Annotated in this window: 23 protein-coding genes; 13 read left to right on the top strand and 10 right to left on the bottom strand. The window is 51.7% G+C overall.

Annotation, left to right across the window (positions count from 1 at the left end):
- Positions 1-225: IS1 family transposase (locus K0778_RS19610; RefSeq protein WP_024169623.1), on the top strand; the 225-nt coding region annotated here is incomplete at its 5' end.
- Between the two features lie 21 nt (positions 226-246).
- Here the strand turns inward: K0778_RS19610 and cmtA are convergent.
- The 3 genes from cmtA to tkt form a co-directional block, all read right to left on the bottom strand.
- Positions 247-1,635 (bottom strand): PTS mannitol transporter subunit IICB, encoded by a 1,389-nt coding sequence (gene cmtA / locus K0778_RS19605; protein WP_000428819.1) that lies wholly within the window; start codon positions 1,633-1,635, stop codon positions 247-249.
- Positions 1,636-1,662: 27 nt separating this feature from the next.
- Positions 1,663-2,106 (bottom strand): PTS mannitol transporter subunit IIA, encoded by a 444-nt coding sequence (gene cmtB / locus K0778_RS19600; RefSeq protein WP_064186665.1) that lies wholly within the window; start codon positions 2,104-2,106, stop codon positions 1,663-1,665.
- Between the two features lie 313 nt (positions 2,107-2,419).
- On the bottom strand, positions 2,420-4,411 hold the full coding sequence (tkt, locus tag K0778_RS19595; protein ID WP_000098614.1) for a transketolase: 1,992 nt from the start codon (positions 4,409-4,411) through the stop codon (positions 2,420-2,422).
- A 277-nt stretch (positions 4,412-4,688) separates the two neighbouring features.
- Between tkt and loiP the strand changes: the two genes are divergently transcribed.
- Positions 4,689-5,447: a metalloprotease LoiP gene (loiP, locus tag K0778_RS19590; RefSeq protein ID WP_001319878.1), complete on the top strand. Its 759-nt coding sequence runs from the start codon at positions 4,689-4,691 to the stop codon at positions 5,445-5,447.
- A 205-nt stretch (positions 5,448-5,652) separates the two neighbouring features.
- Here loiP and speB read toward each other — a convergent pair whose 3' ends face one another.
- The 5 genes from speB to yqgD form a co-directional block, all read right to left on the bottom strand.
- The gene (gene speB, locus K0778_RS19585) at positions 5,653-6,573 is read right to left on the bottom strand and encodes an agmatinase (protein ID WP_000105566.1); all 921 of its coding nucleotides are present in this window, start codon (positions 6,571-6,573) and stop codon (positions 5,653-5,655) included.
- A 137-nt stretch (positions 6,574-6,710) separates the two neighbouring features.
- A complete protein-coding gene (gene speA, locus K0778_RS19580; protein WP_001300904.1) occupies positions 6,711-8,687 on the bottom strand; it encodes a biosynthetic arginine decarboxylase in 1,977 nt (658 codons plus the stop codon).
- A gap of 8 nt (positions 8,688-8,695) precedes the next feature.
- Positions 8,696-8,827, bottom strand: coding sequence for an acid stress response protein YqgB (gene yqgB, locus K0778_RS19575; RefSeq protein ID WP_001297406.1), 132 nt, complete (start codon positions 8,825-8,827; stop codon positions 8,696-8,698).
- Between the two features lie 93 nt (positions 8,828-8,920).
- Positions 8,921-9,064 carry a protein YqgG gene (gene yqgG, locus K0778_RS28370; RefSeq protein ID WP_001297404.1) on the bottom strand — a complete coding sequence of 48 codons (144 nt, stop codon included), beginning with the start codon at positions 9,062-9,064 and terminating at the stop codon, positions 8,921-8,923.
- A gap of 110 nt (positions 9,065-9,174) precedes the next feature.
- A complete protein-coding gene (yqgD, locus tag K0778_RS28365; RefSeq protein WP_001326496.1) occupies positions 9,175-9,426 on the bottom strand; it encodes a protein YqgD in 252 nt (83 codons plus the stop codon).
- A 55-nt stretch (positions 9,427-9,481) separates the two neighbouring features.
- On the opposite strand from yqgD, the gene metK reads away from it, so the two are divergent.
- The 8 genes from metK (at position 9,482) to ruvX (ending at position 16,692) form a co-directional block, all read left to right on the top strand.
- Positions 9,482-10,636 carry a methionine adenosyltransferase gene (metK, locus tag K0778_RS19565; RefSeq protein WP_063084582.1) on the top strand — a complete coding sequence of 385 codons (1,155 nt, stop codon included), beginning with the start codon at positions 9,482-9,484 and terminating at the stop codon, positions 10,634-10,636.
- Positions 10,637-11,059: 423 nt separating this feature from the next.
- Positions 11,060-12,454: a galactose/proton symporter gene (gene galP, locus K0778_RS19560; protein WP_001112301.1), complete on the top strand. Its 1,395-nt coding sequence runs from the start codon at positions 11,060-11,062 to the stop codon at positions 12,452-12,454.
- A gap of 76 nt (positions 12,455-12,530) precedes the next feature.
- Positions 12,531-13,028, top strand: coding sequence for a SprT family zinc-dependent metalloprotease (locus K0778_RS19555; protein ID WP_063084581.1), 498 nt, complete (start codon positions 12,531-12,533; stop codon positions 13,026-13,028).
- A gap of 94 nt (positions 13,029-13,122) precedes the next feature.
- Positions 13,123-13,830 carry a deoxyribonuclease I gene (endA, locus tag K0778_RS19550; RefSeq protein WP_000286500.1) on the top strand — a complete coding sequence of 236 codons (708 nt, stop codon included), beginning with the start codon at positions 13,123-13,125 and terminating at the stop codon, positions 13,828-13,830.
- A gap of 79 nt (positions 13,831-13,909) precedes the next feature.
- Positions 13,910-14,641: a 16S rRNA (uracil(1498)-N(3))-methyltransferase gene (rsmE, locus tag K0778_RS19545; RefSeq protein ID WP_001222509.1), complete on the top strand. Its 732-nt coding sequence runs from the start codon at positions 13,910-13,912 to the stop codon at positions 14,639-14,641.
- Between the two features lie 12 nt (positions 14,642-14,653).
- On the top strand, positions 14,654-15,604 hold the full coding sequence (gene gshB / locus K0778_RS19540) for a glutathione synthase (RefSeq protein ID WP_000593273.1): 951 nt from the start codon (positions 14,654-14,656) through the stop codon (positions 15,602-15,604).
- 108 nt (positions 15,605-15,712) lie between these two features.
- Positions 15,713-16,276, top strand: a complete 564-nt coding sequence (locus K0778_RS19535; protein WP_001053178.1) for a YqgE/AlgH family protein — start codon at positions 15,713-15,715, stop codon at positions 16,274-16,276.
- On the top strand, positions 16,276-16,692 hold the full coding sequence (gene ruvX / locus K0778_RS19530; RefSeq protein WP_000017106.1) for a Holliday junction resolvase RuvX: 417 nt from the start codon (positions 16,276-16,278) through the stop codon (positions 16,690-16,692). Before K0778_RS19535 ends, ruvX begins: the two co-directional genes overlap by 1 nt.
- A gap of 6 nt (positions 16,693-16,698) precedes the next feature.
- On the opposite strand, the gene K0778_RS27780 is transcribed toward ruvX, so the two are convergent.
- Positions 16,699-16,827: a hypothetical protein gene (locus K0778_RS27780; RefSeq protein WP_001278270.1), complete on the bottom strand. Its 129-nt coding sequence runs from the start codon at positions 16,825-16,827 to the stop codon at positions 16,699-16,701.
- A 48-nt stretch (positions 16,828-16,875) separates the two neighbouring features.
- Complete coding sequence (locus tag K0778_RS19525) at positions 16,876-17,856, bottom strand: PilT/PilU family type 4a pilus ATPase (protein WP_063084580.1); 981 nt, start codon at positions 17,854-17,856, stop codon at positions 16,876-16,878.
- 17 nt (positions 17,857-17,873) lie between these two features.
- On the opposite strand from K0778_RS19525, the gene yggS reads away from it, so the two are divergent.
- The 3 genes from yggS to yggU are packed head-to-tail and all read left to right on the top strand — an operon-like array spanning position 17,874 to position 19,449.
- Complete coding sequence (gene yggS / locus K0778_RS19520) at positions 17,874-18,578, top strand: pyridoxal phosphate homeostasis protein (protein ID WP_000997795.1); 705 nt, start codon at positions 17,874-17,876, stop codon at positions 18,576-18,578.
- Positions 18,579-18,595: 17 nt separating this feature from the next.
- Positions 18,596-19,162, top strand: a complete 567-nt coding sequence (yggT, locus tag K0778_RS19515; RefSeq protein WP_001094831.1) for an osmotic shock tolerance protein YggT — start codon at positions 18,596-18,598, stop codon at positions 19,160-19,162.
- On the top strand, positions 19,159-19,449 hold the full coding sequence (yggU, locus tag K0778_RS19510; RefSeq protein ID WP_001277222.1) for a DUF167 family protein YggU: 291 nt from the start codon (positions 19,159-19,161) through the stop codon (positions 19,447-19,449). Before yggT ends, yggU begins: the two co-directional genes overlap by 4 nt.
- Positions 19,450-19,454 lie beyond the last annotated feature (5 nt).

Here is a 19,454-nt window from a genome sequence, read left to right as displayed (position 1 = left end):
GAGGTCGTGGTATGGATGACGGATGGCTGGCCGCTGTATGAATCCCGCCTGAAGGGAAAGCTGCACGTAATCAGCAAGCGTTACACTCAGCGAATTGAGCGGCATAACCTGAATCTGAGACAACATCTGGCAAGGCTGGGACGGAAGTCACTGTCGTTCTCAAAATCGGTGGAGCTGCATGACAAAGTCATCGGGCATTATCTGAACATAAAACACTATCAATAAGTTGGAGTCATTACCCTGTAATCAGTGTTTATGTTCGGCGGTTAATTGATTAAATAAAGTGTCGAGTTTTGGATCGCCAATATAGTTATTAATCAATATCAGTGGTTTATCCGTCACACGTTTCACGCGCCCTTCCAGACTGGCATGAGTAACGACGATATCCGCATCCGCAGGCACGTTTTCTATGGCGTAATGTTTTACTTCAATTGCCAGCCCCGCTTTTTCCAGGCGTTTACGGAAGGTGGTCGCGCCCATCGCACTGGAGCCCATCCCCGCATCGCAAACAAAGGCGATACGCTTAACCCTGCTTAACGAGAATGCACCCTCTTGTTTCATCGCCTTAACCGCATTGGCTGACTGAGCAAACTCATCTTCGCTCACCGTTTCCACCGTTTTTTCCATCTTCAGTATCAGCGAAGTGATAGCAAAGGACACCAGGGTACCTACCGTAACACCGGCAATTGTCGCCAGGAACGAACCTTTCGGCGTCAGCGCCAGGTAAGCAAAGATAGACCCCGGACTTGGGCCAGCCACCAGACCACCGTCCAGTAAGTTAAACATCCAGGTGCCAGACATACCGCCCGCAATCATGGCAATAATAGTCAGCGGCTTCATCAGCACATATGGGAAATACAGTTCGTGGATCCCACCGAGGAAGTGAATAATCATCGCCCCGGGCGCAGAACGTTTACTCATCCCTTTACCAAACAAGGTAAACGCCAGCAGCAGCCCCAGGCCCGGACCTGGGTTAGAGGCCACCATAAAGAAGATGGATTTACCGTTAACCGAAGCCTGTTGCATTCCCAGCGGATAATAGACGCCCTGATCGATCGCATTATTGAGGAAAAGCACTTTCGCCGGTTCATTGATGACTGACAACAATGGCAGATAACCCGCATGTACCAGCGCCTCAATACACTCTTTGACGAAAGTATTGGCAATTAACACCGCCGGGCCGATAACTTCAAAACCCAGCAGACAAAGGAGCATCCCCGCGATACCTAATGAGAAGTTATTGATAACCATCTCAAAACCGGCAGGTATGCGTTTTTCCAGTGCCTTATCGACATATTTTATGACCAACCCACCGAGCGGCCCCATGATCATTGAGCCAAGGAACATCGGGATCTCTGCGCCAACGATCACACCAATAGTACCTATTCCGCCCATGACCGCCCCGCGTTTACCGCCGACCAGATGACCACCTGTAGAACCAATCATCACGGGCAATAAATAGGTAATCATCGGGCCGACAATTTTGGCGAAATGTTCGTTAGGCAGCCAACCGGTGGGAATAAATAACGCAGTAATAAAACCCCAGGCAATAAAAGCACCAATATTGGGGATGACCATTGCAGTCAAAAAGCCCCCAAAAGCCTGGACCTTTGCACGAGCAGACTTGTTTTCCATAATATTATCCTGTAGAGGAGAGAGTAATTATCCGCGGCTGATAATGTCCGCTAATTGTTTTTCTGATGATGCTGTTAAGAGTTGTTCGAGTATTTCTTCTTCGCACAGTAATTCACTTAACGCCTGAATAGCGTCAATGTGCGAATCGGCATCGGCAGCAGAGAGTCCGATGAGTAATTTAATTGGTTCGTCATTCCCCGGAAAATAAACACCTTGTTCAAGTAATGTCAAAGACATCCCGGTTTTAAGCGCCCCACATTCCGGTCGCGCATGAGGCATTGCCACGCCTGGTGCGAGAATATAATAAGGGCCATTGTTAATGGTGGAATCTTTAATTGCCTGAATGTAATTCTCGCTGATATAGTTTTTATCCAGCAATGATACCATCGAGAAATCGATAGCTTCCTGCCAATCTTTTGCTGAATGTATAACTGAGATTGATGATTCTGGAAAATAATCACTAAGCCGCATAAATTATCCTTATTTTATTTTTAGGGTACCGTCCGGCGGTAAAAATAAAATACTCGTGCGGTTTAATGAAAGCAATTGAGCAGGGAAACCGGTGTTTTGAAAACAGTGAATTATTAATTTCTTATATAACATTGAGTTATAGATATAACAACAAATGTCAATACGCATATCGTGATGCATATTACATAATTGATATTTATTGCATATAAATATTTGTGATCTACAACACGCCTTATCTATTGCTTGTCCGCAAACGGACATATCAAGGTAATAAAAAAGGTCGCCGAAGCGACCTTTTTACCCGAAATGCTAATTACAGCAGTTCTTTTGCTTTCGCAACAACGTTATCAACAGTGAAGCCGAACTCTTCAAACAGCAGCTCTGCCGGAGCAGATTCACCGAAGGTGGTCATACCGACGATAGCACCGTTCAGGCCAACATACTTGTACCAGTAGTCAGCAATACCCGCTTCTACAGCAACGCGTGCAGTAACCGCTTTCGGCAGTACGGATTCACGGTAAGCAGCATCCTGCTTGTCAAATGCGTCGGTAGACGGCATGGACACCACGCGCGCTTTCACGCCTTCGGCAGTCAGTTTTTCGTAGGCAGCAACAGCCAGTTCAACTTCTGAACCGGTAGCGATGAAAATCAGTTCCGGCTGACCGGCGCAGTCTTTCAGCACATAACCACCGCGCGCGATGTTTGCCAGTTGCTCTTCAGTTCGTTCCTGCTGCGCCAGGTTCTGACGGGAGAGGATCAGTGCGGTCGGGCCGTCCTGACGCTCAACACCGTATTTCCACGCGACCGCGGATTCAACCTGGTCACACGGACGCCATGTAGACATGTTCGGGGTTACGCGCAGAGAAGCGACCTGCTCAACCGGCTGGTGAGTCGGGCCGTCTTCGCCCAGACCGATGGAGTCGTGGGTGTAAACCATCACCTGACGCTGTTTCATCAGCGCAGCCATACGTACGGCGTTACGTGCGTATTCCACGAACATCAGGAAGGTGGAGGTGTACGGCAGGAAGCCACCGTGCAGGGAGATACCGTTAGCAATCGCGGTCATACCGAACTCGCGAACACCGTAGTGGATGTAGTTACCCGCAGCATCTTCGTTGATTGCTTTAGAACCAGACCACAGGGTCAGGTTAGACGGCGCCAGGTCAGCAGAACCGCCGAGGAATTCCGGCAACAGCGGACCGAACGCTTCGATAGCATTCTGAGACGCTTTACGGCTGGCGATTTTCGCCGGATTAGCCTGCAGTTTAGCGATGAACTCTTTCGCTTTAGCGTCGAAGTCAGACGGCATTTCGCCTTTCATACGGCGGGTAAATTCAGCGGCTTCCTGCGGATAAGCTTTCGCGTAAGCAGCGAATTTCTCGTTCCATGCGGATTCTTTCGCCTGGCCTGCTTCTTTCGCATCCCACTGAGCATAGATTTCAGACGGGATTTCGAACGGCGCATATTTCCAGCCCAGTTGTTCGCGGGTCAGGGCAATTTCAGCGTCGCCCAGCGGCGCACCGTGGGAGTCGTGGGTACCGGCTTTGTTCGGGGAACCGAAACCGATGATGGTTTTGCACATCAGCAGGGAAGGTTTGTCAGTCACTGCGCGCGCTTCTTCTACTGCGCGTTTGATAGATGCCGCGTCATGACCGTCGATGTCGCGAATAACGTGCCAGCCGTAAGCTTCGAAACGCATTGCGGTGTCGTCGGTGAACCAGCCTTCAACGTGACCATCGATAGAAATACCGTTGTCATCGTAGAATGCAATCAGTTTACCCAGCTTCAGCGTACCCGCCAGAGAGCAAACTTCGTGGGAGATGCCTTCCATCATGCAGCCGTCGCCCATGAAGGCGTAGGTGTAGTGGTCGACGATGTCGTGGCCCGGACGGTTAAACTGCGCCGCCAGCGTTTTTTCTGCAATCGCCATACCGACTGCGTTGGCAATACCCTGACCCAGCGGACCGGTGGTGGTTTCCACACCAGCGGTGTAACCCACTTCCGGGTGACCCGGAGTTTTAGAGTGCAGCTGACGGAAGTTTTTCAGTTCTTCCATCGGCAGATCGTAACCGGTGAGGTGCAGCAGGCTGTAGATCAGCATGGAGCCGTGGCCGTTGGACAGCACGAAGCGGTCACGGTCAGCCCAGGACGGATTCTGCGGGTTGTGTTTCAGGAAATCACGCCACAGGACTTCGGCAATGTCAGCCATACCCATAGGGGCACCCGGGTGACCGGATTTGGCTTTCTGTACTGCGTCCATGCTCAGCGCACGAATAGCATTGGCAAGCTCTTTACGTGAGGACATTTTGACTCCAGATCGGATGATGAAGGGCACGCCCTTAACGACTTGACGACAGCGCGTTTTGGGCTACGCCGGAAAATTTGCCAACAATTTACCGCAAGCCGCGCGTCATGTACATGGAACATCCTTTTGCCGCTTCAGAAATCTCTGGATCATGCTCGCATGTTGCGCAATCTACTCGCCCGTCCGCTGCGCTTTTCCTTATACTGAGACTGAGCGTCGATTCACCTGCAAACGGCGCATTTTTAGAATAATCCTGACCTTGTGCGGAAGAGAAAACATGAAAATTCGCGCCTTATTGGTAGCAATGAGCGTGGCAACGGTACTGACCGGTTGCCAGAATATGGACTCCAACGGACTGCTCTCATCAGGAGCGGAAGCTTTTCAGGCTTACAGTTTGAGTGATGCGCAGGTGAAAGCCCTGAGCGATCAGGCATGTCAGGAGATGGACAGCAAGGCGACGATTGCGCCAGCCAATAGCGAATACGCTAAACGTCTGACAACTATTGCCAATGCGCTAGGCAACAATATCAACGGTCAGCCGGTAAATTACAAAGTGTATATGGCGAAGGATGTGAACGCCTTTGCAATGGCTAACGGCTGTATCCGTGTCTATAGCGGGCTGATGGATATGATGACGGATAACGAAGTCGAAGCGGTGATCGGTCACGAAATGGGGCACGTGGCGTTAGGCCATGTGAAAAAAGGAATGCAGGTGGCACTTGGTACAAATGCCGTGCGAGTAGCTGCGGCCTCTGCGGGCGGGATTGTCGGAAGTTTATCTCAATCACAACTTGGTAATCTGGGCGAGAAATTAGTCAATTCGCAATTCTCCCAGCGCCAGGAAGCAGAAGCCGATGATTATTCTTACGATCTTCTGCGCCAACGCGGCATCAGCCCGGCAGGTCTTGCCACCAGCTTTGAAAAACTGGCAAAACTGGAAGAAGGTCGCCAAAGCTCAATGTTTGACGACCATCCTGCATCCGCCGAACGCGCCCAGCATATTCGCGATCGCATGAGCGCGGATGGGATTAAGTAAAGCCTGGTGGTGTCGAACGTAGGTCAGATAAGGCGTTCACGCCGCATCTGACATGAATGGCACATTTGTTACCTTGTGCGCATTGCCGGATGCGATGCTGGCGCATCTTATCCGGCCTACGGGTGCCGAACGTAGGTCGGATAAGGCGTTCACGCCGCATCCGACATTAATGGCACGTTTTACCCGTGCGCATCGCATCTGGTGCTTACTCGCCCTTTTTCGCCGCCTGAATATACAGCATTTCCAGCGCCAGCGTTGCCGCTGCCAGAGCAGTGATTTCCGACTGATCGTATGCCGGAGCCACTTCCACTACGTCCATCCCAACAATGTTGAGATCTTTCAGGCCGCGTACCAGTTTAATAGCGCGATCGGAGGTCAGGCCGCCAATCACTGGCGTACCGGTGCCTGGTGCAAAAGCAGGATCCAGGCAGTCGATATCAAAAGTCAGGTAAACCGGCATATCACCCACAATCTGTTTCACTTGGGCGATAACGTCATCCACGCTGCGATCGTTCACCTGGCAGGCGTCCAGCACGGTAAAGCCGTTGTCTTTATCAAACTCGGTACGAATACCAATCTGCACGGAATGATTCGGGTCGATCAGACCTTCTTTCGGCGCGGTATAGAACATAGTGCCGTGGTCAAATTCACAACCGTTCGCATAGGTATCGGTGTGGGCGTCAAAGTGTACCAGCGCCATTTTGCCGAAATGCTTCGCATGAGCACGCAGCAGCGGCAGCGTAACAAAGTGGTCACCACCGAAAGAGAGCATACGCTTACCGGCAGCCAGCAGCTTCTCGGCGTGCGCCTGCAGCTTTTCGCTCATCTCACGGGCATCGCCAAAGGCATATACCAGATCGCCGCAGTCCACGACGTTCAGACGCTCACGCATGTCGAAATTCCACGGGAAGCGGTTGTGTTCCCAGGCCAGATTCGTCGAAACCTGACGGATCGCTGCCGGACCGTGGCGACCACCCGCACGACCAGAAGTGGCCATATCGAACGGCACGCCAGTAATCACCCAGTCTGCATCGCTGTCATACGGCTGGAAGTTCATCGGCAGGCGTAAAAAACCAAAGGCATTGGAAACCAGTGAGTTATCGTATTGATGACCTAAGGTGCTCATGGATGGACTCCTATTACAAAGTCGATATAAAAAAACCCTTCCGCGTCGTTAGGCCCGACGAGGAAGGGTTGGATTTGTCACAATAAATTGTGGCGGATTATCACCGCTAAATTAAGCGGATTCAAGTAACACAGGACTTACTCATCTTCAAGATAAGTATAACCGTACAAACCTGCCTCGAACTCTTCAAGGAACTGTTGTTGCAGTTCAGCATCAAGATCGGTTTTCTTCACTTGATCGCGGAACTGGGTTAACAGCGTTTTCGGATCGAGCTGTACATATTGCAGCATGTCCGCCACGGTATCGCCTTCGTCAGACAGTTCTACTTCTACGCTACCGTCAGGGAAGACGAACACGTCAACCGCTTCGGTATCACCGAACAGGTTGTGCATGTTGCCGAGGATCTCCTGATATGCGCCGACCATAAAGAAACCGAGCATCGGCGGATTCTCTGGATCGTACTCCGGCATTGGCATTGTCGTGGCAATACCGTCACCATCAATATAGTGGTCGATAGCACCGTCAGAGTCACAGGTAATATCCAGCAGCACAGCGCGACGTTCCGGCACTTGATCCAGCCCTTCCAGCGGCAGAACCGGGAACAACTGGTCGATCCCCCATGCGTCCGGCATCGACTGGAACAGCGAGAAGTTGACGTACATTTTGTCCGCCATACGTTCCTGCAGCTCGTCGATAATCGGACGATGAGCACGGTTTTGCGGATCCAGCTGCTTTTGCACTTCATGGCACATGCTCAAATAAAGCTGCTCAGCCCATGCACGTTCTTGCAGGCTAAAGATGCCGGAAGAGTAGCCGATATGAATGTCGTGCAGATCCATCTGACTGTCGTGTAACCATTCACGCAGAGAACGGCGAGTTCCCGGTTCGTGCATCTCCTGCCAGGTTTCCCACATGCTTTGCAGCGCGCGCGGCGCATCTTCTGCAGGCGCGGTCGGCACCGTGTATTCGTTACGTTCCACGCCGATGATATTAGACACCAGCACGGTGTGATGCGCAGTCACCGCACGACCCGATTCGGTGATTACCGTCGGATGCGGCAGACCGTTTTCTTCACACGCATCGCCAATCGCCCAGATAATGTTGTTGGCGTATTCATTGAGGCCGTAGTTCACCGAACAGTCGGACTGCGAACGAGTACCTTCATAATCCACGCCCAGACCGCCGCCGACGTCGAAGCACTGAATATTGACGCCCAGCTTGTGCAGTTCCACATAGAAACGCGCGGATTCACGAACGCCTGTCGCGATATCGCGAATATTCGCCATCTGCGAACCGAGGTGGAAGTGCAGTAGTTGCAGGCTGTCGAGACGCCCGGCTTCACGCAGGGTTTCAACCAGTTGCAGTACCTGAGTCGCAGCCAGGCCGAACTTCGATTTTTCCCCGCCGGAGGACTGCCATTTACCCGAACCCTGCGAAGCCAGACGTGCACGCACGCCCAGACGAGGAACGACATTCAGACGTTCTGCTTCATCCAGCACAATGGCGATTTCTGACATCTTCTCAATGACCAGATAGACCTTGTGCCCCATCTTCTCGCCAATTAATGCCAGGCGGATATATTCGCGGTCTTTATAACCGTTGCAGACGATGACGCTACGGGTCATGCCAGCATGTGCCAGTACTGCCATCAACTCGGCTTTGGAACCGGCTTCCAGACCCAGCGGTTCGCCCGAATGAATCAGGGACTCAATCACGCGGCGGTGCTGGTTAACTTTGATCGGATAAACAAGGAAGTAATCGCCGTTATAGCCGTAGGATTCCCTCGCACGTTTGAACGCGGCGTTAATGGAACGCAAACGGTGCTGCAGGATCTGTGGGAAACAGAACAGTGCAGGCAGACGCTGGCCCTGTGCTTCACGAGTTTTCACTAACTGCGCGAGATCGACGCGAGCTTCCGGGACGTCCGGGTCCGGGCACACGCTAATGTGGCCCAGCTCGTTAACGTCATAGTAGTTATTGCCCCACCAGGCAATATTGTAAGTACGCAGCATCTTGCTGGCTTCCTGGGAGCTCATTGCAACCTCCTGCATGGAGCGTAGTACACCGTGTTCGCCCGCTGACGAAGGCAAACCCATAGACATGTCGTCAGACATAGCGAACCTCAAATTATTTTATTAAGTGTAAAACAGTTAACGACTATCGCAGCCTGGAACTGCGATAACAACCCATAAGCACATGGATTTTCCAGCAGTGAATGCTGACGCTCCAACTGCGCAACCGGTTTCTTTTTCATAACATTATTAAGCACATAACCGAACGTAAGTGTGAAAGTTCGGCGAAACCACGAGAAAACTCTTGTTTTTACAAGAGCGCCCTTGTTCAGTCCTCAGTAACTGTAACCAGCTCTTGAATCCTGAGAAGCGCCGAGATGGGTATAACATCGGCAGGTATGCAAAGCAGAGATGCAGAGTGCGGGGAACGAATCTTCACCAGAACGGTGAGACAGGTTAAGCAGCAGACAACGGTTCATTATTTCGTATCACCTCCACGGCCGCCTGTTAAGACGAACCCACAAGCCAAAACTCTGATTTCAACCCGGCTGGAAGTGGCAACACGAAAGAAACGTCGTGTGCTTTTTATTTAAGCCGCGCGCCGCGTTTTATACCCCACAATGGCAGAAAATTGCAAAAGATAAATACGCAGAATGCCGGCATTGTCAGGAAAAATTTCCAGCCACGTTTTTAACAGAATGAGACACGATTCAAAAAAAAGTGGAAATAGGGTGAAGAATTGACCTAAAATAGCCATCCAGATGTTAATCCATCCATACCGATTAACACTCAGACTGCCAGTGTTTTTAACCTGCAGAGTCGTGGTAGGATCCGCTACCACAGAAAATCCACACAACAGTTTGAGCTAACCAAATTCTCTTTAGGTGATATTAAATATGGCAAAACACCTTTTTACGTCCGAGTCCGTCTCTGAAGGGCATCCTGACAAAATTGCTGACCAAATTTCTGATGCCGTTTTAGACGCGATCCTCGAACAGGATCCGAAAGCACGCGTTGCTTGCGAAACCTACGTAAAAACCGGCATGGTTTTAGTTGGCGGCGAAATCACCACCAGCGCCTGGGTAGACATCGAAGAGATCACCCGTAACACCGTTCGCGAAATTGGCTATGTGCATTCCGACATGGGCTTTGACGCTAACTCCTGTGCGGTTCTGAGCGCTATCGGCAAACAGTCTCCTGACATCAACCAGGGCGTTGACCGTGCCGATCCGCTGGAACAGGGCGCGGGTGACCAGGGTCTGATGTTTGGCTACGCAACTAATGAAACCGACGTGCTGATGCCAGCACCTATCACCTATGCACACCGTCTGGTACAGCGTCAGGCTGAAGTGCGTAAAAACGGCACTCTGCCGTGGCTGCGCCCGGACGCGAAAAGCCAGGTGACTTTTCAGTATGACGACGGCAAAATCGTTGGTATCGATGCTGTCGTGCTTTCCACTCAGCACTCTGAAGAGATCGACCAGAAATCGCTGCAAGAAGCGGTAATGGAAGAGATCATCAAGCCAATTCTGCCCGCTGAATGGCTGACTTCTGCCACCAAATTCTTCATCAACCCGACCGGTCGTTTCGTTATCGGTGGCCCAATGGGTGACTGCGGTCTGACTGGTCGTAAAATTATCGTTGATACCTACGGCGGCATGGCGCGTCACGGTGGCGGTGCATTCTCTGGTAAAGATCCATCAAAAGTGGACCGTTCCGCAGCCTACGCAGCACGTTATGTCGCGAAAAACATCGTTGCTGCTGGCCTGGCCGATCGTTGTGAAATTCAGGTTTCCTACGCAATCGGCGTGGCTGAACCGACCTCCATCATGGTAGAAACTTTCGGTACTGAGAAAGTGCCTTCTGAACAACTGATCCTGCTGGTACGTGAGTTCTTCGACCTGCGCCCATACGGTCTGATTCAGATGCTGGATCTGCTGCACCCGATCTACAAAGAAACCGCAGCATACGGTCACTTTGGTCGTGAACATTTCCCGTGGGAAAAAACCGACAAAGCGCAGCTGCTGCGCGATGCTGCCGGTCTGAAGTAATCTTTCTTCACCTGCGTTCAAAGGCCAGCCTCGCGCTGGCCTTTTTCTTTTGGATAGGCGTTCACGCCGCATCCGGCAAAAAAACCGCCCGCACAATAACATCATTCTTCCTGATCACGTTTCACCGCAGATTATCATCACAACTGAAACCGATTACACCAACCACAACAGACAAAGATTTGTAATATTTTCATATTATTATTCGGTTTTCACAGTTGTTACATTTCTTTTCAGTAAAGTCTTAATTGCAGATAACAGCGTTTAATCTATGATGATATAACTCAATTATTTTCATGCACTTAAATCATAACTAAGATAAATGTTAGTGTAAGCGATTACACTGATGTGATTTGCTTCACATCTTTTTACGTCGTACTCACCTATCTTAATTCACAATAAAAAATAACCATATTGGAGGGCATCATGCCTGACGCTAAAAAACAGGGGCGGTCAAACAAGGCAATGACGTTTTTCGTCTGCTTCCTTGCCGCTCTGGCGGGATTACTCTTTGGCCTGGATATCGGTGTAATTGCTGGCGCACTGCCGTTTATTGCAGATGAATTCCAGATTACTTCGCACACGCAAGAATGGGTCGTAAGCTCCATGATGTTCGGTGCGGCAGTCGGTGCGGTGGGCAGCGGCTGGCTCTCCTTTAAACTCGGGCGCAAAAAGAGCCTGATGATCGGCGCAATTTTGTTTGTTGCCGGTTCGCTGTTCTCTGCGGCTGCGCCAAACGTTGAAGTACTGATTCTTTCCCGCGTTCTACTGGGGCTGGCGGTGGGTGTGGCCTCTTATACCGCACCGCTGTACCTCTCTGAAATTGCGCCGGAAAAAATTCGTGGCAGTATGATCTCGATGTATCAGTTGATGATCACTATCGGGATCCTCGGTGCTTATCTTTCTGATACAGCCTTCAGCTACACCGGTGCATGGCGCTGGATGCTGGGTGTGATTATCATCCCGGCAATTTTGCTGCTGATTGGTGTCTTCTTCCTGCCAGACAGCCCACGTTGGTTTGCCGCCAAACGCCGTTTTGTTGATGCCGAACGCGTGCTGCTACGCCTGCGTGACACCAGCGCGGAAGCGAAACGCGAACTGGATGAAATCCGTGAAAGTTTGCAGGTTAAACAGAGTGGCTGGGCGCTGTTTAAAGAGAACAGCAACTTCCGCCGCGCGGTGTTCCTTGGCGTACTGTTGCAGGTAATGCAGCAATTCACCGGGATGAACGTCATCATGTATTACGCGCCGAAAATCTTCGAACTGGCGGGTTATACCAACACTACCGAGCAAATGTGGGGGACCGTGATTGTCGGCCTGACCAACGTACTTGCCACCTTTATCGCAATCGGCCTTGTTGACCGCTGGGGACGTAAACCAACGCTAACGCTGGGCTTCCTGGTGATGGCTGCTGGCATGGGCGTACTCGGTACAATGATGCATATCGGTATTCACTCTCCGTCGGCGCAGTATTTCGCCATCGCCATGCTGCTGATGTTTATTGTCGGTTTTGCCATGAGTGCCGGTCCGCTGATTTGGGTACTGTGCTCCGAAATTCAGCCGCTGAAAGGCCGCGATTTTGGCATCACCTGCTCCACTGCCACCAACTGGATTGCCAACATGATCGTTGGCGCAACGTTCCTGACCATGCTCAACACGCTGGGTAACGCCAACACCTTCTGGGTGTATGCGGCTCTGAACGTACTGTTTATCCTGCTGACATTGTGGCTGGTACCGGAAACCAAACACGTTTCGCTGGAACATATTGAACGTAATCTGATGAAAGGTCGTAAACTGCGCGAAATAGGCGCTCACGATTAATCTCCCCAAGCTTCCTCCCATCGCGGAGGAAGCCACCTCTTGCAGTCATCTTTTCTTCGCTCTATCCTCTGCCGCTATGAAAACATCCCGTCTCCCTATCGCCATCCAACAGGCCGTTATGCGTCGCCTGCGGGAAAAACTCGCCCAGGCCAACCTGAAGCTAGGGCGTAACTACCCGGAGCCAAAACTCTCTTACACCCAGCGCGGAACCTCCGCCGGAACGGCCTGGCTGGAAAGCTATGAAATTCGCCTCAATCCCGTTTTGCTGTTGGAAAACAGTGAAGCTTTTATTGAAGAAGTGGTACCGCACGAACTGGCACATTTGCTGGTATGGAAACATTTCGGCCGCGTAGCGCCACATGGCAAAGAGTGGAAGTGGATGATGGAAAACGTGCTGGGTGTTCCCGCCCGTCGTACGCATCAGTTCGAACTGCAATCCGTGCGTCGCAACACCTTCTCCTACCGCTGCAAGTGCCAGGAGCATCAGCTTACCGTACGCCGCCATAATCGCGTAGTTCGTGGCGAGGCCGTCTATCGCTGTGTTCACTGCGGTGAACAGCTGGTTGCGAAATAACCATCTGAACTATCAGGAACTTTCCTGATCTGGCTGATTGCATACCAAAACAACTTTCGCTACGTTGCTGGCTCGTTTTAACACGGAGTAAGTGATGTACCGTTATTTGTCTATTGCTGCGGTGGTACTGAGCGCAGCATTTTCCGGCCCGGCGTTGGCCGAAGGTATCAATAGTTTTTCTCAGGCGAAAGCCGCGGCGGTAAAAGTCCACGCTGACGCGCCCGGTACGTTTTATTGCGGATGTAAAATTAACTGGCAGGGCAAAAAAGGCGTTGTTGATCTGCAATCGTGCGGCTATCAGGTGCGCAAAAATGAAAACCGCGCCAGCCGCGTAGAGTGGGAACATGTCGTTCCCGCCTGGCAGTTCGGTCACCAGCGCCAGTGCTGGCAGGACGGTGGACGTAAAAACTGCGCTAAAGATCCGGTCTATCGCAAGATGGAAAGCGATATGCATAACCTGCAGCCGTCAGTCGGTGAGGTGAATGGCGATCGCGGCAACTTTATGTACAGCCAGTGGAATGGCGGTGAAGGCCAGTACGGTCAATGCGCCATGAAGGTCGATTTCAAAGAAAAAGCTGCCGAACCACCAGCGCGTGCACGCGGTGCCATTGCGCGCACCTACTTCTATATGCGCGACCAATACAACCTGACACTCTCTCGCCAGCAAACGCAGCTGTTCAACGCATGGAACAAGATGTATCCGGTTACCGACTGGGAGTGCGAGCGCGATGAACGCATCGCGAAGGTGCAGGGCAATCATAACCCGTATGTGCAACGCGCTTGCCAGGCGCGAAAGAGCTAACCTACACTAGCGGGATTCTTTTTGTTAACCCCTACCCCACGCGTACAACCGCGTGGGGAGACGACGCGGATTTTTAACTATGCGTATCCCCCGCATTTATCATCCTGAACCACTGACCAGCCATTCTCACATCGCGCTTTGCGAAGATGCCGCCAACCATATCGGGCGCGTACTGCGCATGGGGCCGGGGCAGGCGTTGCAATTGTTTGACGGTAGCAACCAGGTCTTTGACGCCGAAATTACCAGCGCCAGCAAAAAAAGCGTGGAAGTGAAGGTGCTGGAAGGCCAGATCGACGATCGCGAATCTCCGCTGCATATTCACCTCGGTCAGGTGATGTCGCGTGGTGAAAAAATGGAATTTACTATCCAGAAATCGATCGAACTCGGTGTAAGCCTCATTACGCCACTTTTTTCTGAGCGCTGCGGCGTTAAACTGGATAGTGAACGTCTGAACAAGAAGCTTCAGCAGTGGCAGAAGATTGCAATTGCTGCCTGTGAGCAGTGTGGTCGTAACCGGGTGCCGGAAATCCGTCCAGCGATGGATCTGGAAGCCTGGTGTGCAGAGCAGGATGAAGGACTGAAACTGAATCTTCACCCGCGCGCCAGTAACAGCATCAATACGTTGCCGTTACCGGTTGAACGCGTCCGCCTGCTGATTGGCCCGGAAGGCGGTTTATCGGCAGATGAAATTGCCATGACTGCCCGCTATCAATTTACTGATATCCTGTTGGGACCTCGCGTTTTGCGTACAGAGACAACTGCGCTCACCGCCATTACCGCGCTACAAGTACGATTTGGCGATTTGGGCTAACGGAGAAGAATAATGATCAAGCTCGGCATCGTGATGGACCCCATCGCAAACATCAACATCAAGAAAGATTCCAGTTTTGCTATGTTGCTGGAAGCACAGCGTCGTGGTTACGAACTTCACTATATGGAGATGGGCGATCTGTATCTGATCAATGGTGAAGCCCGCGCCCATACCCGCACGCTGAACGTGAAGCAGAACTACGAAGAGTGGTTTTCGTTCGTCGGTGAACAGGATCTGCCGCTGGCCGATCTCGATGTGATCCTGATGCGTAAAGACCCGCCGTTTGATACCGAGTTTATCTACGCGACCTATATTCTGGAACGTGCCGAAGAGAAAGGGACGCTGATCGTTAACAAGCCGCAGAGCCTGCGCGACTGTAACGAGAAACTGTTTACCGCCTGGTTCTCTGACTTAACGCCAGAAACGCTGGTTACGCGCAATAAAGCGCAGCTAAAAGCGTTCTGGGAGAAACACAGCGACATCATTCTTAAGCCGCTGGACGGTATGGGCGGCGCGTCGATTTTCCGCGTGAAAGAAGGCGATCCAAACCTCGGCGTGATTGCCGAAACCCTGACTGAGCATGGCACTCGCTACTGCATGGCGCAAAATTACCTGCCAGCCATTAAAGATGGCGACAAACGCGTGCTGGTGGTGGATGGCGAGCCGGTACCGTACTGCCTGGCACGTATTCCGCAGGGGGGCGAAACCCGTGGCAATCTGGCTGCCGGTGGTCGCGGTGAACCTCGTCCGCTGACGGAAAGTGACTGGAAAATCGCCCGTCAGATCGGGCCGACGCTGAAAGAAAAAGGGCTGATTTTTGTTGGTCTGGATATCATCGGCGACCGTCTGACTGAAATTAACGTCACCAGCCCAACCTGTATTCGTGAGATTGAAGCAGAGTTTCCGGTGTCGATCACCGGAATGTTAATGGATGCCATCGAAGCACGTTTACAGCAGCAGTAACCCACCTTAGCGAGAAGGATCTCGTTGAGACTCTGAGTGACAGCGCCCTTCTTTCCACGCATACTGGGCGCTGTTGCTTTTTTGAACCAGGAAACAGAACCTCTGACAATGAATTTACAGCATCACTTTCTTATTGCCATGCCTGCTCTCCAGGATCCGATTTTCCGTCGTTCCGTGGTCTACATTTGCGAACATAATACCAATGGTGCAATGGGGATCATCGTCAACAAGCCGCTGGAAAATCTCAAAATTGAAGGGATTCTGGAAAAGCTGAAGATCACGCCGGAGCCGCGTGATGAATCAATCCGTCTGGATAAACCGGTTATGCTCGGCGGTCCGCTGGCTGAAGATCGCGGGTTTATTTTGCATACTCCGCCCTCCAATTTTGCTTCCAGCATTCGCATTTCAGACAACACGGTAATGACCACTTCCCGCGATGTGCTGGAAACGCTCGGCACCGATAAACAACCGTCTGACGTATTGGTGGCTCTGGGTTATGCCTCCTGGGAGAAAGGTCAACTGGAACAAGAAATTCTCGATAACGCGTGGCTAACGGCCCCGGCAGATCTGAATATTCTGTTCAAAACGCCGATTGCCGACCGCTGGCGCGAGGCGGCAAAACTGATTGGTGTGGATATTCTCACCATGCCTGGTGTGGCAGGACACGCCTGATGAGTGGAACCTTACTCGCCTTCGACTTCGGCACCAAAAGCATTGGCGTAGCGGTCGGCCAACGCATTACCGGCACCGCTCGCCCTTTGCCTGCAATTAAAGCACAGGACGGTACGCCGGACTGGAACATTATCGAGCGTTTACTGAAAGAGTGGCAGCCGGACGAAATCATCGTCGGTTTGCCGCTGAATATGGACGGCACCGAGCAACCATTGACTGCCAGAGCGCGTAAATTCGCCAACCGTATTCATGGTCGTTTCGGTGTTGAAGTAAAGCTCCATGACGAGCGTCTTAGCACCGTGGAAGCCCGTTCCGGTCTGTTTGAACAGGGCGGCTATCGGGCGCTCAACAAAGGCAAAGTTGACTCTGCCTCTGCGGTTATTATTCTCGAAAGCTATTTCGAGCAGGGATATTAAGGCGATTTAAAAGCCTGGCGGATAGTCGTTACCGTCATCCGGCCATTTTGCCGGATGCTGCGTGAACACCTTATCCAGCACACATCTGGCAGCGGCTGTAGGTCTGATAAGACGCGTTAGCGTCGCATCAGACATTTATTGCCTTTGTAGGCCCGATAAGCTTGCGCATCGGGCATGGCAACGTCACAAACGCCCTTCCCCCACCCGGTGCTGATAACTCTGCTGAAACGTTATCATCCCCACCTGCTGCCCGGTTTGAATAACATGCGGTAACTGGTGGGTTTTCCCTTCACGAATCAAATTCCCCACCGCGGGTGTGTTAATCAGCAATTCAAATAGCGCCACGCGTCCTTCCTGTTTATCCACTTCCAGCTTTTGTGACAGCACTGCCCGTAAACTACCTGCCAGTTGATTACGCACGGGGTCTTTTTCCTGCGCCGGAAATGAATCCACCAGTCGCTCAACTGCCTGCGCGGCACCACGTGTATGTAAGGTTGCCAGCACCAGATGCCCGGTTTCTGCCGCCGTCAGCGCCAGACGGATTGTCTCACTGTCACGTAGCTCTCCGAGCAAAATCACATCAGGATCTTCCCGCAATGCGGCCCGCAACCCCGATGCGAACGTCATACAGTGCAAACCAATTTCCCGCTGCTGGATCAAACATCGCTGGCTGGCATAGAGATATTCCACAGGATCTTCCAGCGTCAGAATATGCGCATCGGCATGTTGATTAAGATAGCCAACCATCGCCGCCAGCGTGGTAGATTTGCCACTCCCCGTCGCCCCCGTCACCAGAATCATGCCATTCTCGCTCTTGAGAAATTCCGGCAATACCGGTGGCGCACCAAGCTGTTCGAGCTGTGGACAGTGCGAAGGTAACAACCGTAATGCCAGAGAAATACCTTGCCGTTGCGCGAACGCACTGCCACGCAACCGCTGGTTTTCCGCCAGCGACACGGCAAAATCCAGCTGGCCATTTTCCAGCAATATTGCCCGCTGATCGTCATCCAGCCACTCCCGCAGTAGCTCTTCGACGTCCGGCGCATCAAACGGCGCAGCTTCCATTAGCCCGCGAATGCGCCATCGTGCGGGCCAGGCGCTGCACAGGTGTAGATCCGAGACGTTATGCTTTACACTAAGGGCCACAATTTCTTCCATATTCATACTAAGATCCTCGGAAAATGAACGATATTGCGCATAACCTGGCACAGGTCCGGGACAAAATCTCAGCGGCTGCAACGCGTTGCGGCCGTTCTCCAGAAGAAATTACGCTGCTTGCAGTCAGTAAAACAAAACCTGCGAGCGCCATCGCAGAAGCCATTGATGCCGGGCAGCGTCAATTTGGTGAAAACTACGTTCAGGAAGGGGTAGATAAAATTCGCCACTTTCAGGAACTGGGCGTAACAGGATTAGAATGGCATTTTATTGGCCCGTTGCAGTCTAATAAAAGCCGCCTGGTGGCAGAGCATTTCGACTGGTGTCATACCATCGACCGTTTGCGCATTGCTACCCGCCTCAACGATCAGCGCCCGGCAGAACTTCCCCCTCTTAACGTACTGATTCAAATTAATATTAGTGATGAAAACAGTAAGTCCGGGATTCAACTGGCAGAACTGGACGAGCTGGCAGCGGCGGTCGCTGAACTACCGCGTTTACGTCTGCGCGGGCTGATGGCAATCCCTGCGCCTGAGTCAGAATATGTAAGGCAGTTTGAAGTTGCACGCCAAATGGCTGTAGCATTTGCCGGACTGAAAACGCGCTACCCGCATATCGACACGCTCTCTCTGGGAATGTCGGACGATATGGAAGCCGCCATTGCGGCAGGTAGCACGATGGTTCGTATCGGCACTGCAATTTTTGGTGCGCGTGATTACTCTAAAAAATAAGGAATTAAAGGAACGCCATGAATACGTTGACTTTCCTGCTTTCAACGGTCATTGAGCTGTATACCATGGTGCTGTTATTACGCATCTGGATGCAGTGGGCTCATTGTGATTTTTACAACCCCTTCTCACAGTTTGTAGTGAAGGTAACGCAGCCAATTATCGGGCCACTGCGCCGCGTTATTCCGGCAATGGGTCCCATTGACAGCGCCTCGCTGCTGGTTGCCTATATTCTCAGTTTTATCAAAGCCATTGTGCTGTTTAAAGTGGTGACCTTCCTGCCAATCATCTGGATTGCCGGTTTACTGATTCTGCTGAAAACCATCGGCTTGCTGATTTTCTGGGTCCTGCTGGTGATGGCGATTATGAGCTGGGTAAGCCAGGGTCGTAGTCCGATTGAATACGTGCTGATTCAGCTGGCCGATCCGCTGCTGCGTCCGATTCGCCGCCTGCTACCGGCAATGGGTGGGATTGATTTCTCGCCGATGATCCTCGTTCTGCTGCTGTATGTCATCAATATGGGTGTCGCAGAAGTATTACAGGCAACCGGAAACATGCTGCTGCCGGGGCTGTGGATGGCGTTATGAGTGCCGTAACAGTTAATGATGACGGTCTGGTTTTACGGCTCTATATTCAGCCGAAAGCCAGCCGTGATTCTATTGTCGGTTTACATGGCGACGAAGTTAAAGTCGCCATTACCGCGCCGCCGGTTGACGGCCAGGCCAACAGCCATCTGGTGAAGTTTCTCGGTAAGCAATTCCGGGTAGCCAAAAGCCAGGTGGTAATTGAAAAAGGCGAACTTGGCCGCCACAAACAAATTAAAATCATTAATCCGCAACAAATCCCGCCAGAAATCGCGGCGTTAATTAATTAGGTATC

The sequence above is a fragment of the Escherichia sp. XD33 genome, assembly GCF_019375075.1.
Lineage (GTDB): Bacteria > Pseudomonadota > Gammaproteobacteria > Enterobacterales > Enterobacteriaceae > Enterobacter > Enterobacter flexneri_A.
The sequence above is the reverse complement of the archived record's forward strand: the minus strand, read 5'-3'. Positions and strand labels throughout refer to the sequence as shown.

Coding starts and splice junctions, on each gene's coding strand:
- K0778_RS27780 (WP_001278270.1), bottom strand. CDS start 16,827: ATGTCTGATGCGACGCTAACGCGTCTTATCAGACCTACAGCCGCTGCC.
- endA (WP_000286500.1), top strand. CDS start 13,123: ATGTACCGTTATTTGTCTATTGCTGCGGTGGTACTGAGCGCAGCATTT.
- tkt (WP_000098614.1), bottom strand. CDS start 4,411: ATGTCCTCACGTAAAGAGCTTGCCAATGCTATTCGTGCGCTGAGCATG.
- loiP (WP_001319878.1), top strand. CDS start 4,689: ATGAAAATTCGCGCCTTATTGGTAGCAATGAGCGTGGCAACGGTACTG.
- yqgG (WP_001297404.1), bottom strand. CDS start 9,064: ATGAACCGTTGTCTGCTGCTTAACCTGTCTCACCGTTCTGGTGAAGAT.
- speB (WP_000105566.1), bottom strand. CDS start 6,573: ATGAGCACCTTAGGTCATCAATACGATAACTCACTGGTTTCCAATGCC.
- ruvX (WP_000017106.1), top strand. CDS start 16,276: ATGAGTGGAACCTTACTCGCCTTCGACTTCGGCACCAAAAGCATTGGC.
- yggU (WP_001277222.1), top strand. CDS start 19,159: ATGAGTGCCGTAACAGTTAATGATGACGGTCTGGTTTTACGGCTCTAT.
- K0778_RS19555 (WP_063084581.1), top strand. CDS start 12,531: ATGAAAACATCCCGTCTCCCTATCGCCATCCAACAGGCCGTTATGCGT.
- K0778_RS19525 (WP_063084580.1), bottom strand. CDS start 17,856: ATGAATATGGAAGAAATTGTGGCCCTTAGTGTAAAGCATAACGTCTCG.
- gshB (WP_000593273.1), top strand. CDS start 14,654: ATGATCAAGCTCGGCATCGTGATGGACCCCATCGCAAACATCAACATC.
- rsmE (WP_001222509.1), top strand. CDS start 13,910: ATGCGTATCCCCCGCATTTATCATCCTGAACCACTGACCAGCCATTCT.
- cmtB (WP_064186665.1), bottom strand. CDS start 2,106: ATGCGGCTTAGTGATTATTTTCCAGAATCATCAATCTCAGTTATACAT.
- speA (WP_001300904.1), bottom strand. CDS start 8,687: ATGTCTGACGACATGTCTATGGGTTTGCCTTCGTCAGCGGGCGAACAC.
- yqgB (WP_001297406.1), bottom strand. CDS start 8,827: ATGAAAAAGAAACCGGTTGCGCAGTTGGAGCGTCAGCATTCACTGCTG.
- galP (WP_001112301.1), top strand. CDS start 11,060: ATGCCTGACGCTAAAAAACAGGGGCGGTCAAACAAGGCAATGACGTTT.
- K0778_RS19535 (WP_001053178.1), top strand. CDS start 15,713: ATGAATTTACAGCATCACTTTCTTATTGCCATGCCTGCTCTCCAGGAT.
- yggT (WP_001094831.1), top strand. CDS start 18,596: ATGAATACGTTGACTTTCCTGCTTTCAACGGTCATTGAGCTGTATACC.
- metK (WP_063084582.1), top strand. CDS start 9,482: ATGGCAAAACACCTTTTTACGTCCGAGTCCGTCTCTGAAGGGCATCCT.
- cmtA (WP_000428819.1), bottom strand. CDS start 1,635: ATGGAAAACAAGTCTGCTCGTGCAAAGGTCCAGGCTTTTGGGGGCTTT.
- yggS (WP_000997795.1), top strand. CDS start 17,874: ATGAACGATATTGCGCATAACCTGGCACAGGTCCGGGACAAAATCTCA.